Source organism: Bacteroides sp. 1001302B_160321_D4, from assembly GCF_015667765.1.
Classification (GTDB): domain Bacteria; phylum Bacteroidota; class Bacteroidia; order Bacteroidales; family Bacteroidaceae; genus Bacteroides; species Bacteroides xylanisolvens.
The window spans coordinates 29,846-52,611 of record NZ_JADPLO010000001.1; the positions used below are offsets into that span (position 1 = coordinate 29,846).

Annotated in this window: 15 protein-coding genes and 1 pseudogene; 6 read left to right on the forward strand and 10 right to left on the reverse strand. The window is 41.9% G+C overall.

Translation table 11 applies throughout. From position 1 onward, the window contains the following. Window positions 1-10: 10 nt before the first annotated feature. Window positions 11-916, reverse strand: coding sequence for a serine O-acetyltransferase (locus tag KFO40_RS00150; protein ID WP_141408684.1), 906 nt, complete (start codon window positions 914-916; stop codon window positions 11-13). 123 nt (window positions 917-1,039) lie between these two features. On the opposite strand from KFO40_RS00150, the gene KFO40_RS00155 reads away from it, so the two are divergent. Together KFO40_RS00155 and KFO40_RS00160 are read left to right on the forward strand one after the other, a co-directional pair. Then, entirely contained in the window at window positions 1,040-3,091 is a 2,052-nt protein-coding gene (locus tag KFO40_RS00155) for a histidine kinase (RefSeq protein WP_211145937.1), read from the forward strand. Then, window positions 3,088-3,867 carry a LytR/AlgR family response regulator transcription factor gene (locus KFO40_RS00160; RefSeq protein WP_008023788.1) on the forward strand — a complete coding sequence of 260 codons (780 nt, stop codon included), beginning with the start codon at window positions 3,088-3,090 and terminating at the stop codon, window positions 3,865-3,867. Before KFO40_RS00155 ends, KFO40_RS00160 begins: the two co-directional genes overlap by 4 nt. 89 nt (window positions 3,868-3,956) lie before the next feature. Here the strand turns inward: KFO40_RS00160 and KFO40_RS00165 are convergent, their stop codons facing one another. Both KFO40_RS00165 and polA read right to left on the reverse strand, forming a co-directional pair. Beyond that, a complete protein-coding gene (locus KFO40_RS00165; RefSeq protein ID WP_008023789.1) occupies window positions 3,957-4,352 on the reverse strand; it encodes a DUF3836 domain-containing protein in 396 nt (131 codons plus the stop codon). A gap of 390 nt (window positions 4,353-4,742) precedes the next feature. Continuing rightward, the gene (gene polA / locus KFO40_RS00170) at window positions 4,743-7,592 is read right to left on the reverse strand and encodes a DNA polymerase I (protein ID WP_211145938.1); all 2,850 of its coding nucleotides are present in this window, start codon (window positions 7,590-7,592) and stop codon (window positions 4,743-4,745) included. 88 nt (window positions 7,593-7,680) lie between these two features. Here polA and KFO40_RS00175 point away from each other — a divergent pair, with 88 nt between their 5' ends. Then, window positions 7,681-8,655, forward strand: coding sequence for a polyprenyl synthetase family protein (locus KFO40_RS00175; protein ID WP_211145939.1), 975 nt, complete (start codon window positions 7,681-7,683; stop codon window positions 8,653-8,655). Here the strand turns inward: KFO40_RS00175 and KFO40_RS00180 are convergent, their stop codons facing one another. The 7 genes from KFO40_RS00180 to mnmG form a co-directional block, all read right to left on the reverse strand. Beyond that, on the reverse strand, window positions 8,656-9,336 hold the full coding sequence (locus KFO40_RS00180) for a DUF1266 domain-containing protein (RefSeq protein ID WP_211145980.1): 681 nt from the start codon (window positions 9,334-9,336) through the stop codon (window positions 8,656-8,658). A gap of 398 nt (window positions 9,337-9,734) precedes the next feature. Continuing rightward, window positions 9,735-10,637, reverse strand: coding sequence for a deoxyribose-phosphate aldolase (deoC, locus tag KFO40_RS00185; protein WP_117811792.1), 903 nt, complete (start codon window positions 10,635-10,637; stop codon window positions 9,735-9,737). Further along, on the reverse strand, window positions 10,624-10,962 hold the full coding sequence (locus KFO40_RS00190; protein ID WP_009041169.1) for a nucleotide pyrophosphohydrolase: 339 nt from the start codon (window positions 10,960-10,962) through the stop codon (window positions 10,624-10,626). Before KFO40_RS00190 ends, deoC begins: the two co-directional genes overlap by 14 nt. 39 nt (window positions 10,963-11,001) lie before the next feature. Beyond that, window positions 11,002-11,454 carry a D-aminoacyl-tRNA deacylase gene (gene dtd, locus KFO40_RS00195; RefSeq protein ID WP_074911122.1) on the reverse strand — a complete coding sequence of 151 codons (453 nt, stop codon included), beginning with the start codon at window positions 11,452-11,454 and terminating at the stop codon, window positions 11,002-11,004. A gap of 166 nt (window positions 11,455-11,620) precedes the next feature. Continuing rightward, window positions 11,621-13,471, reverse strand: coding sequence for an excinuclease ABC subunit UvrC (uvrC, locus tag KFO40_RS00200; RefSeq protein WP_211145940.1), 1,851 nt, complete (start codon window positions 13,469-13,471; stop codon window positions 11,621-11,623). A gap of 69 nt (window positions 13,472-13,540) precedes the next feature. Continuing rightward, window positions 13,541-14,071 carry an adenine phosphoribosyltransferase gene (locus tag KFO40_RS00205; protein ID WP_004313735.1) on the reverse strand — a complete coding sequence of 177 codons (531 nt, stop codon included), beginning with the start codon at window positions 14,069-14,071 and terminating at the stop codon, window positions 13,541-13,543. Window positions 14,072-14,121: 50 nt separating this feature from the next. Continuing rightward, the gene (mnmG, locus tag KFO40_RS00210; RefSeq protein ID WP_211145941.1) at window positions 14,122-16,008 is read right to left on the reverse strand and encodes a tRNA uridine-5-carboxymethylaminomethyl(34) synthesis enzyme MnmG; all 1,887 of its coding nucleotides are present in this window, start codon (window positions 16,006-16,008) and stop codon (window positions 14,122-14,124) included. A 1,358-nt stretch (window positions 16,009-17,366) separates the two neighbouring features. Here mnmG and KFO40_RS00215 point away from each other — a divergent pair. From KFO40_RS00215 to KFO40_RS00225, 3 genes and pseudogenes are all read left to right on the forward strand, one after another. Further along, window positions 17,367-17,936, forward strand: a complete 570-nt coding sequence (locus tag KFO40_RS00215; RefSeq protein WP_004307824.1) for an RNA polymerase sigma-70 factor — start codon at window positions 17,367-17,369, stop codon at window positions 17,934-17,936. Between the two features lie 247 nt (window positions 17,937-18,183). After that, a complete protein-coding gene (locus KFO40_RS00220; RefSeq protein WP_211145942.1) occupies window positions 18,184-19,383 on the forward strand; it encodes a FecR domain-containing protein in 1,200 nt (399 codons plus the stop codon). Window positions 19,384-19,422: 39 nt separating this feature from the next. Next, window positions 19,423-22,764: pseudogene (locus KFO40_RS00225) on the forward strand (SusC/RagA family TonB-linked outer membrane protein). Window positions 22,765-22,766: the final 2 nt, after the last annotated feature.

Sequence of the window (22,766 nt, forward strand, 5' to 3'; positions counted from 1 at the left end):
TCTTTTGATTTTATTTTTTTGCTTTAGTTTGTACGATTCTTGCTCCTGCAGGAACATTCTCCGTTACCCAGATATTACCGCCTACGGTTGCGTCACGTCCGATGGTGATTCTTCCCAAAATAGTGGCGTTGGAATAAACAATCACATTGTCTTCCAGGATCGGATGGCGGGGGATTCCCTTGATTGGTTTTCCGTCGGCATCCAGCGGGAAACTCTTGGCTCCTAGGGTGACACCCTGATATAGTTTAACATTGTTTCCGATGATACTCGTGGCACCGATTACAACACCCGTACCGTGGTCGATAGTGAAGTGAGTGCCAATCTTTGCGGCCGGATGGATATCAATTCCCGTTTCGCTATGCGCCATCTCCGTGATGATGCGGGGAATCAAAGGAACACCCAGTTCCAGCAGTTCATGCGCGATACGGTAATTGCTGATCGCTTTAATGGCCGGATAGCAAAAAATTACCTCTCCATAACTTTCGGCAGCCGGATCGCCGTTATAGGCGGCTTCCACATCGGTTGCCAGTATTCTTCTCATGGCAGGTAGCTTACTGATGAATTTAGCAGCAAGACGTGTAGCCTCTTCCCGTTTCGAGTCGGAGCAGACGTTGCATTTCCCCTCTATGGAAGTGCTAAAACACAATCCGGCCAGGATCTGCTCACAAAGTAAGTCAAACAATTTTTCAATGTTGACGCCGATGTGATAATTAATTGTCCGGCTGTTAATAGTAGAATTTCCGTAGTATCCGGGGAAGAGAATGGAGCGTGAAAGCTCAATAATTTCATACAAGACTTTAGCAGAGGGCAGTGGTTCGCCATCTTTGTGCTGATGAAACAGTCCTTTATAAGATTCGCTTTCCGATAGCTCATCGACTGCCTGTGTCAAAATGTGGGTGAAGTTCAGTGGACTCATTAGGTCAGTTACTCATATTTATATGGGCACAAAGGTATTAAAAAAAATAATAAAATTCGCTGGGATTCAGGATAAATAATGTATTTTTGTCACATTCAAAACATGACATGAATAAGGGGACTGATGAATCGGAAGACTGCTATGAAACTATTTGGACTGTTGGGGTTGTTGATGTTGTTGAGTTGCGGATATGCTGATAGACACCGCAATAACTCTTCGTGCGAACAGGTGTTGGTTGATTCTCTGGAAGTTCGTATACAGGATTCTTTGTTTTCCAATGTGCATTATTCCCGCTCACAGGTGCTTGACGCACTGACACAGACGCAAGATTCCCAGGTCTATTATCGTCTGCTTGCCCTTTATGGGAAAACATTCTTTGTCTCTTCCGATTATGATTCTATACTCTATTACAACCGCCGGGTAAAAGAATTTTCCCGCAATGCTTCCCAATCTTCTGAATCTCTCCAATCTCCACAATGGAATGATGTATTATCCGATGTTTATAATATCGAAGGCAACGTGTGGATGCAACTGAACCGCCCTGATTCTGCAATTACCGACTATAAGAAAGCCTACGAATATCGCCTGAAAGGAAAAAAACTGCACCTGCTCCCGGATATTTGTATCAATACTGCTGATGCCTACCTGCATCGCAGTGACTTGGCACACACTGCTTCGTATTATCGTCGTGCCCTGTTTCTCTGTGATTCGCTAAACTTGTCCGAGCACGCGAAATTCCCTGTCTACTACGGATTAGGGCAAACCTATATGGAACTGCGGGATTTCGATTTATCCAATCATTACTATGAATTGGCCGGACAGTATTTCGATGAGATGAACGTGAGCGAACGATGGACTTATCTCAACAATCGCGGTAATCATTATTATTACCGGAAAGACTATCAGGAAGCTTTGAAGTATATGCGCAGGGCCAATGTGCTTGTCTCTTCTTATCCGCAGATGGTGTTTGAACAGAATTTTATCAAAGTAAACCTGGGAGAATTGTACCTGCTGACTGACAAACTGGACTCCGCACAGTCCTGTCTGGATGAGAGTTATCGATTCTTCTCCGATATACAGCATAACTCGGCCGTACATTACATCGAAACCCAGATGATTGAACTGGCATTGAAGAAAGGAAATATAGCTCAAGCGAAAACAATGATTGCCCGGACTGCTCCTGTCGGGCATCTTGACGCCAATATGCTGACTATACGCAATCAGTATCTACAACATTATTTTGAGCAGATTGGTGATTACCGTCATGCCTATGAGTATCTGAAACGCGATTGTCATCTGGATGATTCCATTCGTAGCGAACGAGTACAGATGCGTGTTGCCGAACTGGATATGCGCTACCGGCAAGATACAATCGTGCTTCGTAAAGAAATGCAGATTCAGCGACAGGCAGGAGAGATGAGGGTGCTCAAATTGAGCGTATTTATCTGGGTGCTTGTCTGCTTGCTGCTTGTGGTGGGAGTAGTGGTGGTTGTCTGGTATATGCGTAAAAAGAGAGAGTTTCTTCGTCAGCGTTTCTTCCAGCAAATCAACCGGGTTCGCATGGAGAATTTGCGGAGCCGTATTTCTCCTCATTTCACTTTTAATGTATTGGGACGTGAAATTAACCAGTTTAACGACTCGGAAGAGGTGAAACATAATCTGATGGAGCTGGTGAAGTATCTTCGTCGGAGCCTCGAACTGACCGAGAAGTTGAGTGTATCCTTGCAAGATGAACTGGATTTCGTGCGTACATACATCGAATTGGAGCGCGGGCGTGTGGGGGAAGATTTTGTTGCGACAGTCACAGTGGAGGATGGATTAGATGCAACCCGCATTATGATTCCTTCTATGATTGTACAAATTCCGGTAGAAAATGCGATTAAGCATGGGCTGGCGGGAAAGGACGGAAAAAAGGAACTAAGTGTATATGTTTCCCGTGAAACAAATGGGATTCGCATGACGATTACTGACAACGGACGCGGATATCTTCCGCAAGTGGCTTCCGCCACACGGGGGACTGGCACAGGGCTGAAAGTGCTTTATCAGACCATCCAATTACTGAATACAAAGAATAAAAGTGATAAAATACGTTTTGATATAACCAACAGAAGCGATGGACAAACCGGTACGCAAGTGTCGGTATATATCCCGTTTCGTTTTTCTTATGATTTATGATGGAGACAGAAGAAAAGTATAAGGTAGTCATCGTTGACGATGAACGTACAGCGATTGATGCTTTGCGCCGCGAGTTAGAGCCCTATCGTGAATTTGAAGTAAAAGGAATTGCAGGGAATGGTGCAAAGGGTAAAAAGATGATTATGGAGTTGCATCCGGATTTATTGTTTCTCGATGTGGAGCTTCCGGATACATTGGGGCTTAACCTGCTAAGTGAAATTAGAGAGGATATTTTGTGGGATATGAAGGTGGTGTTTTACACCTCTTATGATAAATACTTGCTTCAGGCATTGCGTGAGTCGGCTTTCGACTTCCTGTTAAAGCCTTTTGAAGCGGAAGACCTGAAAGTGATTATGGAGCGTTACCGGAAGGCGATGACCTCTGCTTCGCTTCCTCTTTTGCCCTCTTTTGCCTCTTCTATCAGTGCATTAATGCCACAACAGGGCATGTTTATGATTAGCACAGTGACGGGTTTCAAGCTTTTACGCCTGGAAGAAATCGGCTTTTTTGAATATCTGAAAGACAAACGTCAATGGCAGGTAGTCTTGTTTAATCAGACTCGCCTGAATTTGAAACGGAATACAAAAGCAGAAGATATTATCAGTTATTCACAAGCTTTTGTGCAGATTAGCCAATCGGCTATTGTAAATGTTAATTATCTGGCAATGATTGATGGTAAGTGTTGCCAGCTTTATCCGCCTTTCCATGATAAGAATGATCTGATGATTTCCCGAAGTTTTCTAAAAGAACTGCAAGAGCGTTTCTTTGTTTTGTAATGTAGACCTTATAAATTGCAATACGCCACTTCTTCAGCAGAAGCGGCGTATCTTTTTTGTTAGAATATTAGAATGAGAGAGAGTTTATGTTACATATTTGTATTATCCATCGTAACGGTCATTTCTGGTACCAGTACGTAGGCTTGTTTTTTAGCGTTCCATTTATAATAATTGGTAGTAACGGTCTTGCCTTCATACATATAGTTGATGCGTAGGTCTTTTTCCCATTCGTCCTTGCTGCTATTCCACTTTAAGGCTTCGCTTTCAATCATACGTTTATTGTCATCGTACTTGTAGTTGTACTTCATGTAGTTGGCAAGTGTGTTTCCGTCCATTTTGTAAACGGTCTGTCCTACTGTCATACCATTCTCTTCGATTGGATTATAAATCAATTGATTATCGTAGCTACGTGCAGAAGTAGCAAGCGATACAACAAGAAGAGCTGCAGATAAAACGAACATTTTTAAAGATACTTTTGCTTTCATGGCTATTTAAGTTTTTGAATTATACTTTCATTTGTCTATCAAATGTATTGGTTTTACGCTGCAAATCTACATATTAATTTGGTATTTATGCATTTTAGAAGATGAAATATTGTCAAAATGTCAATGGGTGGGGCGGAGGATAGGTTGCTTTTTGCCAAGATTGGTGACAAAAAAATATCCGGCAGTCAATCTGCCGGATATAGAATGAATCACTTCGTCGAAAAAGGATTCCTTTTTCTAGCTTTCTGGATAATGAGTTAAATAATGTTATTATCTATACTTGCTTCTATTTTGTAAGCGGAAACCCCGGATAAGGTGGAGTCAGTCTGCGCAATTAGTATCTAAAAGATAGCAATTCCTTATTAAGCTGGCCTTTATTCACTTAATGGTTTAATGTGCTTCAAGCCAATTTTTGCCCCATCCGCAATCTGCTTTCAAGGGGACGTGCATGCGGTATGCTTTCTCCATTTCTTCAATGACAATTTCTTCTACGCGCTCTTTTTCATTGACGGGAACGCTGAAATTTAATTCGTCATGTACTTGCAGGATCATTTTGGCTTGTATTCCTTCGGCTTGGAACCGTTGATAGATACGTGCCATTGCTACTTTTATAATATCTGCCGCACTTCCCTGGATAGGGGCGTTGATGGCATTTCGTTCCGCATATCCGCGTACAACGGCATTGCGGGAGTTGATGTCCGGCAAAAAGCGCTTCCGGTGGAAAATTGTTTCTACATAACCTTTTTCCTGGGCCACCTGAATACTTTTGTCCATATAGGCTTTCACTCCCGGATAAGTTTCAAAGTAACCGTCGATTAGTTCTTTGGCTTCTTTGCGGTCTACATTCATCCGTTCGGCAAGGCCGAATACGGATATGCCATAGATGATACCGAAATTGGCAGTCTTGGCTTTACGGCGCATATCGGAACCTACATCTTTCAGATCAATCTTATAGATTTTGGCAGCGGTGGCAGCATGAATATCGTGATTGCTAAGGAAAGCGTCGATCATATTCTTATCCTCGCTAAGGTGCGCCATAATACGCAATTCGATCTGCGAATAGTCGGCAGAGAAGAAGAGGCAGCCTTCATCGGGGATGAATGCTTTACGGATTTCTTTTCCATTCTCGTCGCGGATAGGGATATTCTGTAAGTTCGGGTTGCTTGAACTAAGGCGTCCCGTAGCGGTTACAGTCTGGTTGAAAGAGGTATGCACCCTTCCTGTGCGTGGGTTGATAAGTAGGGGAAGCGCATCGATATACGTGCCCAATAGCTTTTTCAGTCCGCGATGTTCCAGAATCTTTTCTACCACAGGATGTTTATGCCGGAGGCTTTCGAGCACTTCTTCCGAGGTGACGTACTGCCCGGTCTTGGTCTTTTTCGCCTTTTCTACAATCTTCAGCTTGTCAAACAAGACTTCGCCGACTTGTTTGGGTGAAGCGATGTTGAAGGTCTCACCGGCCAGTTCGTAGATTTCTTTTTCGATTTGCTCCATCTGGGCGGTGAAATGAGCGGATGATTGTTGCAGTGCTTCCGTGTCCAGTAATACTCCGTTCCGTTCGATATTGACTAATACCGGAACAAGAGGCATTTCTATATCATAGAATAAACGTTCGGCGTCATTCTCTTTCAGCTCTTTCTCCAATACGTTTTTCAGTTTCAGAGTGATGTCCGCATCTTCGCAAGCGTACAGATATACATCTTTCGGGTCGAGGTCGCGCATGTTCTTCTGATTCTTTCCTTTGGGGCCTATCAGTTCGTCAATATGGATGGTCTGATAATGCAGATAAATTTCTGCCAGGTAATCCATACCATGACGGAGCTCCGGTTGAAGAACATAGTGAGCGATCATCGTATCGAAAAGCGGACCTTTTACTACTGCACCATAATTTTGGAGAACGATCATATCGTATTTGATATTCTGTCCGACTTTTAACGAATTCTCATTTTCGAAGACCGGGCGGAACTCCTTCACGATTTTTAACGCTTCGTCCCGGTCTGATGGAACAGGAACATAAAATGCTTCATTTTCGGCAATGGAAAAACTCATTCCGACCAATTCTGCATCCATTGGTTCGGTTCCAGTGGTTTCCGTATCTAACGAGAGAATTTTAGATGTAAGTAACTTTTGAATAATTTCTCTTCTTTTATTCTCTGTATCAATGAGTTGATAGTTGTGTGGCTGCGATTCTAACGTCTCTAGATTTGATTTTTTTGCTTCATTCGGCTCATTGGGCGTGAAATTCGCAAACAAATCGCCTTGTATTCCGCCTCCTTCTTCGGGAAAAAGTGGAAGAGGAAAGGGGGCACTTTTTCCGGTGGCGATTTTGCTTCCGGGAGCGGAGGTTATTCCATTTCCGGAAACCTCTTTTTTTAGTACCCGGTCGATGAGCGTTCTAAATTCCAGTTCTTCGAAAATACTGCGAAGTGAATCTTCGTCTGCTTCTTCGCGGACAAGAGAATCCATTTCAAGTTGGATGGGCACATCGATTTTAATCGTGGCGAGGAATTTCGAGAAAGTAATCATTTCTCGGTTCGTTTCCACTTTTGTTTTCAGTGCACCTTTCAGTTGGTCGGTATGCTCTAATAAATTTTCGATGCTTCCGAATTCGGAAATCAGTTTTTGAGCAGTCTTTTCTCCTACTCCGGGACATCCGGGGATATTATCTGAAGAGTCTCCCATCAGTCCGAGCATGTCAATCACTTGTGCCGGAGACTGAATGTCAAACTTGGCTTTCACTTCTTCAACACCCATCACTTCGAAACCTCCTGTGTGCTTGGGACGGTACATAAATACCTTGTCGCTTACCAACTGCCCGTAATCTTTGTCGGGAGTCATCATATAGGTGGTGATACCTTGACGACCGGCTTCGGTGGCAAGCGTACCTATCACGTCGTCGGCTTCGTAGCCTGCAACTTCCAGAATAGGGATGCGGTAAGCACGAATAATATCCTTTATAATAGGTACGGAAAGGCGGATCGCTTCCGGAGTTTCTTCACGCTGCGCTTTATATTGTTCGAAAGCTTCGTGGCGGAAGGTAGGTCCTGCAGGGTCGAAGGCTACTCCTATATGAGTGGGATTCTCTTTTTTCAGCACTTCTTCGAGGGTGTTTACAAAACCCAGTATAGCTGAAGTGTTGAATCCTTTGGAATTGATTCTTGGGTTCTTAATAAAGGCATAATACGCCCGATATATCAGTGCATAAGCGTCTAAAAGAAATAATTTATTACTTGAATCCATAGATTTAATTAATTTTTCATGGTAAAAGTACAAAAAAATACGGTATTCAGCGTTTTATTATTACTTTTGTGCTCAAATTGTGTAATTAATGGACAACATCTCACTCATCAGAACTCCGATTGAAGCAGAACTGAGAGACTTCAAAGAACTTTTTGATAGTTCTCTCTCCAGTTCAAATGCATTGCTCGATAGTGTCGTATCTCACATACGGCAGAGGAATGGTAAGATGATGCGTCCTATTCTTGTTTTGCTGGTGGCACGTCTTTATGGTGCTGTATGTCCTTCCACTCTTCATGCAGCTGTTTCATTGGAACTCCTTCATACAGCCAGTTTGGTACATGACGACGTCGTGGATGAAAGTACCGAACGCCGTGGACAACTCTCGGTGAATGCTATCTTTAATAATAAAGTAGCCGTATTGACGGGCGACTATTTGCTGGCAACCAGCCTGGTGCATGCCGAACTGACGAATAGCCACCGCATTATTCAACTGGTGTCTACTCTTGGGCAGGATCTTGCTGACGGCGAGTTGCTTCAGCTTTCAAATGTAAGTAATCATAGCTTTTCTGAGGAGGTTTACTTTGATGTAATCCGTAAGAAGACTGCCGCTCTTTTTGCTGCCTGTACGAAAGCTGCCGCTTTTTCGGTAGGTGTAGGGGAGGGAGAAGCCGAACTAGCTCGTTTGTTGGGCGAATATATTGGTATCTGCTTTCAGATAAAAGATGATATTTTCGATTACTTTGATAATAGAGAGATTGGCAAACCGACAGGTAATGATATGCTTGAAGGTAAACTGACATTGCCCGCTTTGTATGTATTGAACACGACAAAAAACGATGAGGCGCAAGAATTGGCAATCAAGGTAAAGGAGGGTGCAGCTACTCTCGATGAAATTGCCCATTTGATCTCGTTTATCAAAGAAAACGGGGGTATTGAATATGCCGTTCAGACGATGAATGTCTATAAGCAAAAGGCTTTTGATTTACTGGCTTCTTTGCCGGAATCTGATATTTGTGTAGCTCTCCGAGCTTACTTGGATTACGTAGTAGACCGCGAAAAATAATTACTTCCGGTGCTTGCCCAGAAGTGAATAGCACGATAATAATCGATCCCAATCTTCTATCTTTCCCGATTTCATCGCTTTTCCTAAAAGGAAACTCTTGTCTATTTCTTCAGTTGTACGAAGATCTAGAGAACATAATTGGGCTGCTTGTTCTATGTACTTCCAGGCTTGTTCCTTGCTGATGTGCCCGCATGTTTGGGAGGCGCGCGCCAAGCTGACAAGCAATCCCATGTCCCATCCGATAATCCCTTTTTCTAAGTCATTTATCCATATAATCGGGTCTCTTCTTTCCTCTGTATATTTCACGAATTTGTATAGATTCTTTCCTTGCCGGATGAAGCGTTCTACTCCGAAAAAGCGCTTTTGGATGATACTTTCGAACTCGTTGATGTTCTCTGTGGAGAGTAAGTAGGGGAGCATAATCTGGTAGGAGACTCTGTCTCCTTCGTTGATCAGGAACTGGAATAATCCGGTGACGGACTCGGTATCGGTGCAGTGGAACTCTTCTGCCAGCAGTCTGGATAGCTTTTGCGGATGGACTCCGGTCTCCATGGAGTTGAGATAGAAGCCTTGCAGTCCAGCTTCCATATAACCGATGCGTAGCCCCTTCTTTTTCTCTGTTCCGAGGATGAGATTCAGAGGGTTGTGATTGAATCGTAAGGTTCTCGTGTAAGCGTCCATCCTTAATACCTCCATAAAGTTCATGAAAAGCGTGAGAACTGTTGCCATGTATTTTCCTGAGGCTTCGGCAAGCCGTTATGAGTATACAAGCAACAGTCCCACGCTCCATTCGATATATAACAAAATTATATACATGAAGGTGCGTGAGACCCGTTTGCTTATTACCATTCATAACTTTGAATTTTGCCGAATTCCAGGAACTGGTAATAAATGAAACGTTCTCTAATATAACTAATTAGCTATATTTTCATCGCTAAACCATTTACAAAGATAATTATTTTTCTGAATTGCCCAGTAACTATCTTTAGTTTTTCTTAAATAAAAAATACCGCGTCGATTCCCGTGATACGGGAGTCGCGCGGTAAGGCGTATTTGATTGCTAATGTAGCCTTTAATTTTTAGAAGAACTTGATTTCTTCGCCTTTGATGTCGGAAAGGAGGAGGTTGGCTAAACGGCTGGTTCCCAAACGGAACAGTTGATTATCCAGCCATTCTTCACCTAATAGTTCTTTTACAATAGTGTAGTAAATAATCGCATCGTTAACAGTGTTGATACCACCTGCCGGTTTGAATCCAATCTTGTTTCCTGTCTTCTGATAGTATTCTTTGATAGCTTCACACATCACGTAAGCGGCTTCCGGCGTTGCGGCAGGCTGCTGCTTTCCGGTAGACGTCTTGATAAAGTCTGCGCCCGAATACATGGATAGGATAGAGGCTTTCTTGATGTTGGAAGCACTCTTTAATGCGCCTGTTTCGAGGATTACTTTGAGGTGGCGTTCCTTGCAAACTTCTTTTAGTTCCTGTATTTCTTCGCACATTCCTTCGTAGTCTCCGCTAAGGAACTTGCCGATGGAAATCACAATATCTATTTCGTCTGCACCGTCTGCAATGGCTAGTGCTGTTTCTGCCACTTTCACTTCAATAAATGTCTGTGAAGAGGGGAAACCTCCTGATACACAGGCAATATTGACTCCATCTACTTCCAACGTGTTTTTAACGATGGCTGCAAAGTTGGGGTACACACAGATGGCTGCTACGTTTTTCAGATCAGGATATTCGTCGTCAAACTGATTGACTTTTTCAGTAAAGTGCATCACGCTTTCGTCGCTGTCAGTACTGTTTAGGGTGGTCAGATCAATGCAGTTGAACAGGAATTTCTTAACGTCCTCCGTGTTGTTCTCCGGCACTTTTTTCTCAATCAATTCAGCTACGCGAGCTTGAATATCTGCATCGCTCAGATTGGTATTATACTTTGCCAATGCGGCTTTGTACTTGTTGGGCTGTGAGTTATTCTCTTCCATGATCTTTCAGTTTTGGGTTGTTGATATGTCTTTTATTATCTCGTTTCGTTTTCTTCTCCATGCTTTTCCGGAAAGCGTCAGTGATGTCTACTCCCGTTTGGTTGGCGATGCAGAGAAGCACCCATAAGACGTCTGCTATCTCTTCATCTATGTTGTCTTTTTCTCCTTCCTTGAAGGATTGGTCGCCATATTTGCGGGCCATGACACGGGCCAGTTCTCCTACTTCTTCCGTCAGGACTGCCATATTGGTCAACTCGCTGAAGTAGCGGACACCGTATGTTTTCACCCATTGGTCCACTTGTTTCTGTGCTTCTTCCAGAGTCATTTTTTTTATGATTAGTGATTAATGATTAGTATGGAATATCTATTCTTTGTTTTTGGTATCCATGCATATAGTAACAGGACCGTCGTTTAAAAGTTCAACTTTCATGTCTGCTCCGAAGATTCCTGTGCCTATTTCTTTTCCCAGTGCACCGCTTAAATCTTTGCAGAATTGCTCGTAGAGTGGGATAGAGACATCCGGTTTGGCTGCTTTGATGTAGGAGGGGCGATTTCCCTTTTTGGTAGAAGCGTGTAGCGTGAACTGGCTGATAACTAAAATTTCGCCTCCATCTTCTAAAATAGAGTTGTTCATCACCCCATTTTCATCGTCGAAGATACGTAGATTTACTATCTTTTTGCAGAGCCAGTCGATGTCTTCCTGCCCGTCTGATTCTTCGATGCCAACTAATATCAGCATCCCTTTTCCGATGGACGATTTGCAGTGTCCTTCAATGGTTACTGACGCATGGCTTACCCGTTGTATAACTATTCGCATTGTTATTTATTCTATTTCGTGGTTAGGAAAGGCAAATTTACAAAATTCGAAAGAGAAAACGGTGTGTTGACAGGAAAATATTATAAGGTTTTGCCGAAAGCTTTAATGGCTTATTATTTAGGCCTAAAAATGATAGGAAGATAACTGGCTCCACTCCGCCGGCTTCTTATTCATTTTTTGATGATTCATTGTTTAATCCCTCTTTTACGGTCTTGGCTTTCGCTTCTCCGATGATAACGGCAATCTCCTCAAAAGAGGCTTCTTTTATTCGTTTTACGCTCTTAAACTCTTTCAAAAGTGCTGTTTTTGTCTTTTCTCCGATGCCTTTGATATTATCCAGTGCGGACGCAACTTGTCGTTTGCTGCGTTTATCACGATGGAAACTAATAGCAAAACGGTGTACTTCATCCTGAATCTGTGTCAGCAGACGGAATAATGGGCTTTGCTGTTTGATGCCAATCGTCTGCGGAGGAAATCCAAAAAGCAGTTCCGATGTGCGGTGGCGGTTATCCTTTGCCAGTCCGGCAATAGGAATAGCCAGATTCAGTTCGTCTTCAACGACTTCTCTGACGACCTCCATTTGACCTTTTCCACCATCAGTGATAATCAGGTCGGGTAGAGGAGAATTCTCCTCGATAGCGCGTTGATAACGCCTTCTGACGACCTCTTTCATGGAAGCATAGTCATCAGGCCCTACAACCGTCTTTATATTGTATTTCCGGTAATCTTTCTTTGATGGCTTGGCCTTCTTAAATACAACACAGGCTGCCACGGCATCAGAGCCCTGTATGTTTGAGTTATCAAAACACTCGATTTGCAGCGGCGGCCTTTCCAAATGTAATTCTTGCTGAATTTCTTTCATTAAACGCATACTCCTTTGTTCCGGATTCAGCTTTTCCGCCTGTTTTAGGCGGTCGGCCTTGTACTGTTTCACGTTTAGAACCGAAAGATCCAGCAATTTCTTCTTATCTCCCCGCAGTGGAACGGTAAATACGATATTGTTTAACTCCAAATCGAGTTCAAAAGGCACTATAATCTCTCTGGACTGGCTTTTATAGCGTTCCCGCATTTCAATAATACCAAGCGTCAAAAGTTCCTCTTTTGATTCGTTCAGCTTCTTTTTATATTCGAACGTGAAAGCCTGATTGATGGCGCCGTTTGTGATGTGCAGATAATTGATGAAAGCAGAGTTCGACTCGTCTTCTTCGATTGAGAATACATCGATATTGTGCAATACGGAGCTTACTACCTCTGATTTGGAGCGGTAACTCTCTATCAGAAGATATTTCTCTTTCACTTTCTGCGCCTCTTCAAACTTCATTTCGGCTGCCAACGTCTGCATCTTTTCCAATAGCATACGGCTGATGTCTTGTGTATTCCCTTTCAGGATTTCCTTGATTTCATCTATGTTTTTGAGATATTCTTCCTGTGATTGCAACCCGATGCATGGTCCGGCGCAGTTTTTTATATGATATTCCAGACATACATTAAATTTGCCCGCCCGTATGTTTTCCGGACTTAGGTTTAAATTGCATGTGCGCAAGGGATATAAATGCTTTATCAGGTCCAATACCGCATACATTGATGGAATGTGACTGTACGGGCCATAATAAGAAGAACCGTTCCTGATAACCTTTCTTGTTTTGAAGATTCTCGGAAAGTACTCATTCTGCACGCAAATAGAAGGGTAGGTCTTGTCGTCCTTTAACAGAACGTTGTAGCGCGGCTTATATTTCTTTATCAGATTATTCTCCAGCAATAACGCATCTTCTTCTGTGTTGACTACGATATAGCGAATATCAGCGATTTTACTGACCAATACTCGTGTCTTTCCCGGCTCATGCTCTTTGCTGAAATAAGAATAGACTCTTTTCTTTAGATTTTTCGCCTTTCCAACGTATATAATCGTTTCTTCCGTATTCAGGTATTGGTAAATACCCGGTTTCTCGGGAAGGTTGGCTACAATCCCTTTCAGATATTCATTGGTTTTGCTTTTGCTTTCCGGTTCTACATTCATAATCGTTAGGTATGAGAGATCGCTAGCTGCTTACTTTTGACATATTCGCTGCAAATAGATGCAAGTCCTTTATAAAGTCAATACCGATTCTACTTCTACGTCGTCTCCGAATACTGATTTTCCATTCAGTTCTTTCAGCTCAATGATGAAGTTTACATATACCTTTTTAGGTTTTAATCTTTTCACCAATTCGCAAGCCGCTTTCATCGTGCCTCCTGTTGCCAGCAAGTCGTCGTGTAATAGAACTACGTCATTCTCATCCAAAGCGTCTTTGTGAATTTGCACGGTGTCCTTCCCGTATTCCTTGTCATAGCTTTCTTCAATCGTTTCTGCAGGTAGCTTTCCGGGCTTGCGGATAGGAATGAAACCGGCGTTCAGGCGGGTGGCTAAAATCGGTCCCATGATGAAACCTCTTGATTCTATTCCTACTACTTTGGTAATCCCTTTATCCTTATACATATCAAACATGATGTTTGATAATTCCTGCAAGCACCACGGATCTTTGAATAGAGTGGTGACATCGTAGAACAGGATTCCGGGGATCGGAAAATCGGGTACTTCCCGAATACTTTTGATTAGTGTTTCTTTGCTCATAATCATTGAATTATATCGTTTCTTTAAATGATTTGTTTCACGTGAAACGTTGCCGCCTATCGTCCCGAAAGCACGAGCAGTACGTTGATGTCGCTTGGAGAGACTCCCGGAATTCTGCTCGCTTGCGCAATCGTCTCCGGATCTATCTTTGCCAACTTTTGCCTAGCTTCGGTGGATAGGGACTGAATGGTAGAATAATCAAATTTCCCTTTGATCTTTATGCTCTCCAATCGTGCCAGCTTTTCAGCAATCATCCGTTCTCTGTCAATGTATCCTTGATACTTGATTAAGATTTCAGCCGCTTCGAGAATCTCTTCTTTTCGATCCTGATCCGAACTTGTCGCTTTCTCCAGTTCTCGTTGAAACGCCGGAACATGTTCTATTATATTCTCAATTGTCACCTGCGGACGGTTTAGAATTTCTATCAACTTGCATCCCTGACGTAGGGGAGTAGTTCCTATCTTTTCGAGAGCATCATTAATTAATGCCGGTTTCATCGAATAGTTGCGTGCGAAAGAGACGATTTGTTCCACAGCTTCCTTCTTGCTTCTTACCAATTGATAGCGATCTTCCTTTGCCAATCCAAGCTTAAATGCTTTTTCTGTCAGGCGCATATCTGCATCGTCCATGCGAAGCAAAATGCGATATTCCGCACGGGAGGTAAACATACGGTAGGGCTCATCCACACCTTTGGTAACCAAATCGTCGATTAATACGCCAATATATGCTTCGTCGCGAGCTAGAGTAAATGCTTCTCCGCCGTGGCAGTTGATATGCGCATTGATGCCGGCTATCAATCCTTGTCCTCCTGCTTCCTCATATCCGGTAGTGCCGTTTACTTGTCCGGCAAAGAACAGGTTTTTGATAATCTTCGATTCCAACGTATGTTTTAATTGGGTCGGATCGAAGTAATCATATTCGATAGCATATCCCGGACGATAGATAACCAGATCTTTGAAAGCCGGGATTTGTTTCAGTGCCGCAATTTGTATTTCCATCGGAAGTGAAGAAGAGAATCCGTTAAGATATAGCTCTTGTGTTGTTTCGCCTTCCGGTTCCAGGAATAATTGGTGCTGGCCTTTATCGGGGAAAGTAACAATCTTGGTCTCGATGCTAGGGCAATAGCGTGGTCCGATACTTTGTATCTGTCCGTTGAATAGGGGAGAATCGGGCAAACCTTCGCGCAAAATCCGATGTACTTCTTCATTAGTGTAGCATGTCCAGCATTGAAGTTGCTTTAAGTGGTGCGTGCTGGTATTCATGAAAGAGAACTTGTGGAAGTCACATTCGCCGGCTTGTGTTTCCATTTGGTCAAAATGAACGCTGCGTGCATCGATTCGTACCGGAGTACCGGTTTTCATTCTTCCATAGGTGATGCCGTGACGGGCGATGGATTCGGTCAATTGATAAGAAGCTGGTTCGGCCATTCTTCCTCCTGGTAATTGATGGCGACCTACGTGCATCAGTCCGTTGAGGAAAGTGCCTGCGGTGAGCACAATGCATTTCGCTTTGAAGGTGACACCCCACGCAGTGACCAATCCGGTAACCTCACCGTTTTCAACGAGCAGTTCGCATACTGTATCTTGCCAGATATGAAGGTTGGGTGTATTTTCTAGTTTCTCCCGCCAGGACCAAATGAACTTAGCCCGGTCGCATTGGGCGCGGGGACTCCACATGGCAGGGCCTTTCGAACGGTTTAGAATTCGGAACTGAATGGCTGTTTCATCTGTCACCAATCCCATTTGTCCACCCAGTGCATCTATTTCACGTACAATTTGTCCTTTGGCGATTCCTCCTACAGCCGGGTTGCAACTCATCTGCCCAATCTTGTTCATGTCCATAGTGATGAGACAAGTCTTGGAACCTAAATTAGCTGCGGCTGCCGCTGCTTCACAACCAGCATGTCCGGCACCAATTACAATTACGTCGTACTTAAAATCCATTCCTATCTTATTTATTATCAAACGCTGCAAAGTTACGGAAAAGTTGCGAGACTTGTATCTTCAAGCTGTTTTTGCTTCTGAAAATCCGGGGAGGAATCCGGTTTGACTGAAAAAATCGCCGTAATTTTGAGTTAGAAATATGCAGATTGTTCGAAAATAGGCCGCTTATTGGTTTTTGTGATTGTATGTTTTTGAATAGAATGGTAATAGATTGTGTTTTAAATTCCCTGTTTTGCTTTCTTTTTGTTAGTTGTGTGCTTGCTCAATTATGAATGCAACTAGAGAGTAAAAGGAAAGATTTGTTGAAAAGACGGATTGTTGTGGGAATAAACGTGAGGTTTACACTCAAAATCTACCCTACGTCTTGACATAAGTCAAAAAAATAAATCTGAATGTAATTTTTTGCATGATGGCTTTTGCTGTTTTCGCAAACAGCTATACCTTTGCAGTGTAGTTGTGAAACTACTTATATTTTAGGTATTAGAAAAAGGTAATAATTAAAAGGTATTAGTTTATAAAATTAAGGTATTAGATTTTAAGATTAGTTTTTAGGAAAAAGATTGTTTTGATTAGGTATTAGGAAAAAGACGTTTTCAGGTAAAGAGTAAATGAAAGATGAAGAAAAAGAAGAATCCCATTTATGGGGATTCTTTAAAGGTGGAGCGGAATGATTCGCTCTTTTTTTGTGCCCTTTCATTTCCAACTATTATTTTCTTTTGCTTCTCATTTGAACTGTATGGTAAGCTCGTTCGAGTTTCTTTTGGGGCAATTTGTTATTTGTCTGGATTCAATTAGTTTCAACCCTATTTGAAACAGTTTGTTTCAAGGTTTGAAACGATTCGTTTCTCGGTGTGAAACAAAGTGTTTCCCGTAATGAAACAGAATGTTTCAAAGCATGAAACAGATTGTCGTCTTGTGGGATACGAACCGCCGCCCTATAGCTTACGATTGTTTTGTCAGCATTTCTCTTGTCTGACTCATATTTGAAATCAAAAAAATAAAGTCTGGTGGCTATCATAGGACAAGATTCCCGGTAAAATTGAAGGGAAAAGCAAGAAATCAGAGCGATAAATGGTGGTGATAGATGATAGATAAGGTGATAGGTTACCGGCAATCTATCACCATGCTTGAAAGTACTATGAATAAACTGTTTCAAGAAGTCTGGTGATAGATGAAAGATGAAAGTGAAAAAATCTCTATGTATGAGAAAGAACTTTTTTATTTTCTATTTTGTAAGCCGGCAAAGTCTGCGTTTTTGAAAAAAAACAATATATTTGCAATCGTAAATATCGTAAAAGTAAGTAGTTACGGCGATTTTTATGAATTCTGTTTCCTTTTTTCGCAGGTAATGTGACAGTATGAACGATAAAATTGACACTATAGTAGCGGGAGTAAACCGGAAGGATGAAAAGATGTGGGGCGATTTCTACGATCGTTTTTATACTGCCTTATGTGTTTATGTATCAAAGATATTGCCGGTCCCCGATGCGGTAGAAGATTTGGTGCAAGACGTTTTTATTTCTGTATGGGAAGGGAAGCGTACCTTTTCTGATATTAAAGAGCTTACCAATTATCTTTATCGTGCTTGCTATAATAATACCTTATTATATATACGCAATAATCAAATTCATGATACCATATTGAATTCTTTAGCCGAAGAAGAAAGCGTGGAGGACGAAGATATGATTTATGCATTGACGGTGAAAGAAGAAATTATCCGGCAACTCTATTGCTATATCGAAGAACTTCCGTCCGAGCAACGCCGGATTATCTTAATGAGAATCGAAGGACATACATGGGAAGAGATAGCGGAACGTTTAGAAATAAGTATCAATACTGTTAAAACTCAAAAGACACGCAGCTATAAATTCCTTCGTGAGAGGCTGGGCGACTCTGTTCATTCTATTATTCTTTGTTTATTTCTCTAAAAAGATAAAAAAATCAATTTGATACATCTTTATCTTTTTATTGATTACTTAAGATTTGTTTTCTTTGTTAAAAGCGAACGGATTCCTTTTATATCGTGACATAATGTTATATTTTTGCCTCTAAAATCCTCTCCTTTATATTCTTATCTCAAAAAAATATCATCTTTTTGTCACCCTTTTCTGTGAGTTATGTATATCTATAATAAAGCAAATTAAACAGTTGTTTGATTTAAAAAGGAAAAATAAGATGAAGAAGTTCGAAAATGTATATCAAGATGCCGCTTTAATGAAGAAAGCTCTTTTAGGAGAAGCTAATGAATCGGAACAGCAAGAGCTTGAAAAGCGATTGGCGGAATGTCCGGACTTGCAAAAAGTGTATGAGCAATTGCAGAATGGTGAGACATTAAGAGTTGCATTTGGAGAATATAAAAATTATTCATCAAAGAAAGCCTATGAATCTTTCCTTCAGAAAATCGGACAAACGGAACCGGAGGTAATAAAGAAGCCTCGTGCTTTCCGGATTTGGTGGTCTGTTGCAGCAGCTGTTGTTTTAGTAATCGGTTTATCTTTCTATATGTCGAATTATGGTTCGACTGAAGAGGAAAACAGACCATTGATTCAGCCGGGAGTTCAACAGGCACAATTGACTTTACCTGATGGTAGCATTATTGATGTGCATAAGAAAGAAATTAACGTAATAGTAGACGGCGTTCAGGTAAAATATAAGGAAGGAGTGCTGTCATATAAACCGACCGCCACAACACAACACACAGAGAAAAGCGTCGTAGAGAAGCCGGTAATATCAAATGAACTAGTCATACCACGTGGAGGGGAAAATACTGTGGTCCTCGCTGACGGGACAACAGTTCATTTGAATGCTGGTTCTAAGTTGACTTATCCGGTACGCTTTGCGAGTAAACGCAGGATTGTAGCTCTGGAAGGTGAGGCTTATTTTGAGGTTGTGCAGGATGAATCTCATCCATTTGTGGTACAAACTCATCTTGGTGAAGTGATGGTGCTTGGTACGGCATTTAATGTGAATGCTTATACTAATGCTTCCGTTTGTTACACTACATTGGTGCGCGGAAAAGTACAATTCTCTGCACCGGATGTCGGAACGGTAACTCTTCAGCCGGGCGAACAAGCAGTAGTTTCTGCCAATGGCACAGAGAAACGTACCGTTGATCTGGACGAATATATCGGTTGGGTAAACGGTGTGTACAACTTTAAAAATCGCTCTTTAGGGGAGATTATGGAGACATTCGAACGCTGGTATGATATACAGGTTTATTATGAAACGCCAGATCTACGCGACATAACTTACAGTGGTAGTTTGAAACGTTATGGAGCAGTCAATTCTTTCTTGGATGCCTTGGAACTGACAGGCGATCTGACTTATAAAATCAGTGGCCGGAAAGTATTGATATACGATGGAATGAAAGAGTAAGAATAAATAGAATATTAGGTAAAGTTTAATCATTAATTTATGAGAGAAAAACGATGGCTACTATGTTTTTTAGTGGCAGTGTGTTGCACATTTAGCACATGGGCTCTACCGTCACAAGATAAGACGGTAACTTTGAATCTGCATAATGTCTCTATCGAGACAGTTTTGGATGCAGTGAAGAAACAAACAGGAGTGAATATGTTGTATAATTCACAAATGTTTAAAGGAGTTCCTCCCGTATCAATTAATGCAAAAAATGAGAAATGGGAAGTCGCTCTAAAGTTGATTTTAAATCCCTAGGGATTTGATTATGTGGTGAAAGACGGTATTGTTGTTGTTCGTAAATTGCAGGCCGAGAAGCGTGATAATCGTATCCGTGGTACGGTTATTGATTCGAATAAGGAACCGATTCCAGGAGCCAGCATCATCGTAAAAGGTACTCGTACGGGTACTTCTACCAATATTGAAGGTGAGTTTACTTTGGATGTTAAGGATGATAAGGTGACTTTGGAAATCTCTTTTATTGGTATGAAGAAACAGACTCTTCAGGTAGATGCTACACGTAAGAAGATGCTTGAGATTACTATGTTGGATGATGTGAAGACATTAGAGGATGTAGTTGTAACCGGATATAGCAATGTTCGTAAATCAAGCTTTACTGGTAGTTCTACCCAAATAACAGGTGATGAGTTGCGTAAGGTATCGCAAACCAATGTTCTGGATGCCATGCAGTCATTCGACCCTTCTTTTCGTTTGATGAGCAATACGCAGTTTGGTTCCGATCCGAACGCATTGCCTGAAATGTATATTCGTGGACGTTCGGGGGTAGGTACCAGAGATTTGGATAAGAATCAATTGTCTAAATCGAATCTGGAAAATAATCCCAATCTGCCTACATTCATTATGGATGGATTTGAAGTTAGCATCGAAAAGGTATACGACTTAGATCCCAGCCGCATAGAGAGCATGACCATCCTAAAAGATGCTGCAGCTACCGCTATTTACGGTTCGCGTGCCGCTAACGGTGTGGTAGTTATCACTACCGTCACTCCGAAACCAGGTGAAGTGCGTGTCTCTTACAACTTTACAGGTACGGTGGAAATGCCCGACTTGAGCGACTATAATCTGGCAAATGCTTCAGAAAAACTGGAGATGGAACGCCTTGCCGGACTTTTCGATAATAGTAACATGGAAAATCAAATTCTTGATTATAATAAGAGATTTGCACAAATTCAACGTGGTGTGGATACTGATTGGATGGTACTGCCTCTACGAAATGCATTCGACCATAAACACAGCCTCTTTATAGAGGGAGGTACGCAAAACTTGCGTTGGGGTGTAGATGCTTCTTACAATGCAGCGAATGGTGTGATGAAGGGGTCAGGACGTGATCGCTATAGTGTTGGTTTCTCTCTGGATTATCGTATGAAGTCTTTGCAAGTGAAGAACACTGTATCGTTCACTCATTCTAAATCGAAAGAGTCGCCTTATGGTTCGTTTAGTGACTATACCATTTTGCAACCCTATGATACACCTTATAATGATGACGGGACGTTGCGAAAAAGGTTGAGCTTCTCGAAGAATAGCAATTTACGCGAGGCTAACAACCCACTATACGAAGCGACTCTTGGCAATTATACTTGGAGTGCTTATGATGAAGTATCCAATAATTTGAGTTTGAATTGGTATCTGACCGATTACTGGACTGTTAGAGGTCAATTTAGTGTGAACCGTAAATATTCTAGTGGAGAACGGTTTATTGACCCGCTGTCTTCAAAAACCACGGCTGCTCCTAATGAAGGTGGACATAACTTGGGTGACCTCTATGTGGATGATGGAAATAGTTTGAATTGGAATGCAAATGCAGCTTTATATTATACACGTTCTTTCAATAAACATAATTTAAATCTGTCTGTGGCATGGGAGGCATCTTCTGGTTCATCAGATGCGACAAACGTTCATTACCGCGGATTTCCGAGTGGACAATTCCATTCATCGAATTATGCAGCCGAAATATATGAAAAGCCGTCACGTACCGAAGGTACTTCACGCATGGTCAGTGCATGGGCTACCGGAAACTATACATGGAATGATATTTATTTGGCTGATTTCTCCGTTCGTTTTGATGGGTCATCTGATTTTGGCTCCAAGCAACGCTGGGCACCGTTCTTCTCCGGAGGTTTGGGGGTGAACATTCATAATTATGAGTTTCTAAAAGGAAATGAGATGGTTAACAAATTGAAGGTACGTGCATCGTATGGGCGGACTGGTAAAGCTAGTTTTCCAGCTTATGCTGCTACAACTATGTACGAAGCGCTTTTTGATGAATGGTATGCAACAGGTTTTGGCGCAGTGTTGAAAGCTTTGGGAAATAACAACTTGACTTGGGAAAAGACTGATAAGTTTAATGTAGGTATTGAAATGCAATTTCTGAATCGGCGCTTGACGGTGGATGCAGATTATTATCATGATAAAACAATTGATTTGGTGAACGATGTCAGCCTGTCTCAAACTTCCGGCTTCTCTAGTTATAAAGACAATATGGGTGAAGTACTGAATCAGGGATTTGAGTTGCAGGTACGTGGCGAAGTATTCCGTAATCGTGACTGGTTGGTGGCGTTATGGGGAAATATGGCACACAACAAGAATAAGATTCTAAAAATTTCTGATTCGCAACGTGCCTACAATCAGCGAGTAAAAGAATTCTATGAGAATATAGTGAATGAAGAGTATGGCCGCTATAATTCTAAATATGGAGTACCAATTTCTCAATATGAGGAAGGACAGTCACTTACTTCCATTTGGGCTGTGAAATCTTTGGGTATTGATCCTACTACAGGTAAGGAAATATTCTTAAACCGTGATGGTAGCGTGTCCGACACATGGAATGCCACTCAAGAAGTGGCTGTTGGTAATACTGAACCTAAATTCAATGGCTCTATCGGATTTAATGCTGCTTATAAACAATGGAGCTTATTTGCTGCTTTCCAATACGAATGGGGCGGGCAGGAGTATAATCAGACTTTGGTAGACCGGGTGGAGAATGCCAGAATACAATATCAAAACGTAGACTTGCGTGTGTTGACCGACAGATGGAAACAGCCGGGAGATATTGCGCAGTTTAAAGATATTAAAAATGCCGATAGTGCCACTATGCCGACTTCACGCTTCGTTCAGGATAAGGCTTATCTGCGTTTGAGTGCATTAACTTTAAGCTATGATTTCAATCGGGAATGGATAAAGAAGTATTTGGGAATGAATATGCTCCGATTGGAAGCAAGTACACGCGATTTTATTAACTGGAATTCTATCCGTCAGGAGCGAGGTTTAAGTTACCCGAAATCATGGACGGTTGATTTCTCTATTAAAGCACAATTCTAAGT

Bases quoted from the DNA above. Each gene is read 5' to 3' on its own strand.
- KFO40_RS00160 (WP_008023788.1), top strand. From the start codon at position 3,088: ATGATGGAGACAGAAGAAAAGTATAAGGTAGTCATCGTTGACGATGAA.
- KFO40_RS00205 (WP_004313735.1), bottom strand. From the start codon at position 14,071: ATGATTATGAGCAAAGAAACACTAATCAAAAGTATTCGGGAAGTACCC.
- dtd (WP_074911122.1), bottom strand. From the start codon at position 11,454: ATGCGAATAGTTATACAACGGGTAAGCCATGCGTCAGTAACCATTGAA.
- KFO40_RS00165 (WP_008023789.1), bottom strand. From the start codon at position 4,352: ATGAAAGCAAAAGTATCTTTAAAAATGTTCGTTTTATCTGCAGCTCTT.
- mnmG (WP_211145941.1), bottom strand. From the start codon at position 16,008: ATGGATTTTAAGTACGACGTAATTGTAATTGGTGCCGGACATGCTGGT.
- deoC (WP_117811792.1), bottom strand. From the start codon at position 10,637: ATGGAAGAGAATAACTCACAGCCCAACAAGTACAAAGCCGCATTGGCA.
- KFO40_RS00180 (WP_211145980.1), bottom strand. From the start codon at position 9,336: ATGGACGCTTACACGAGAACCTTACGATTCAATCACAACCCTCTGAAT.
- uvrC (WP_211145940.1), bottom strand. From the start codon at position 13,471: ATGAATGTAGAACCGGAAAGCAAAAGCAAAACCAATGAATATCTGAAA.
- KFO40_RS00220 (WP_211145942.1), top strand. From the start codon at position 18,184: ATGAAGAAGTTCGAAAATGTATATCAAGATGCCGCTTTAATGAAGAAA.
- polA (WP_211145938.1), bottom strand. From the start codon at position 7,592: ATGGATTCAAGTAATAAATTATTTCTTTTAGACGCTTATGCACTGATA.
- KFO40_RS00155 (WP_211145937.1), top strand. From the start codon at position 1,040: ATGAATCGGAAGACTGCTATGAAACTATTTGGACTGTTGGGGTTGTTG.
- KFO40_RS00215 (WP_004307824.1), top strand. From the start codon at position 17,367: ATGAACGATAAAATTGACACTATAGTAGCGGGAGTAAACCGGAAGGAT.
- KFO40_RS00190 (WP_009041169.1), bottom strand. From the start codon at position 10,962: ATGACTCTGGAAGAAGCACAGAAACAAGTGGACCAATGGGTGAAAACA.
- KFO40_RS00175 (WP_211145939.1), top strand. From the start codon at position 7,681: ATGGACAACATCTCACTCATCAGAACTCCGATTGAAGCAGAACTGAGA.
- KFO40_RS00150 (WP_141408684.1), bottom strand. From the start codon at position 916: ATGAGTCCACTGAACTTCACCCACATTTTGACACAGGCAGTCGATGAG.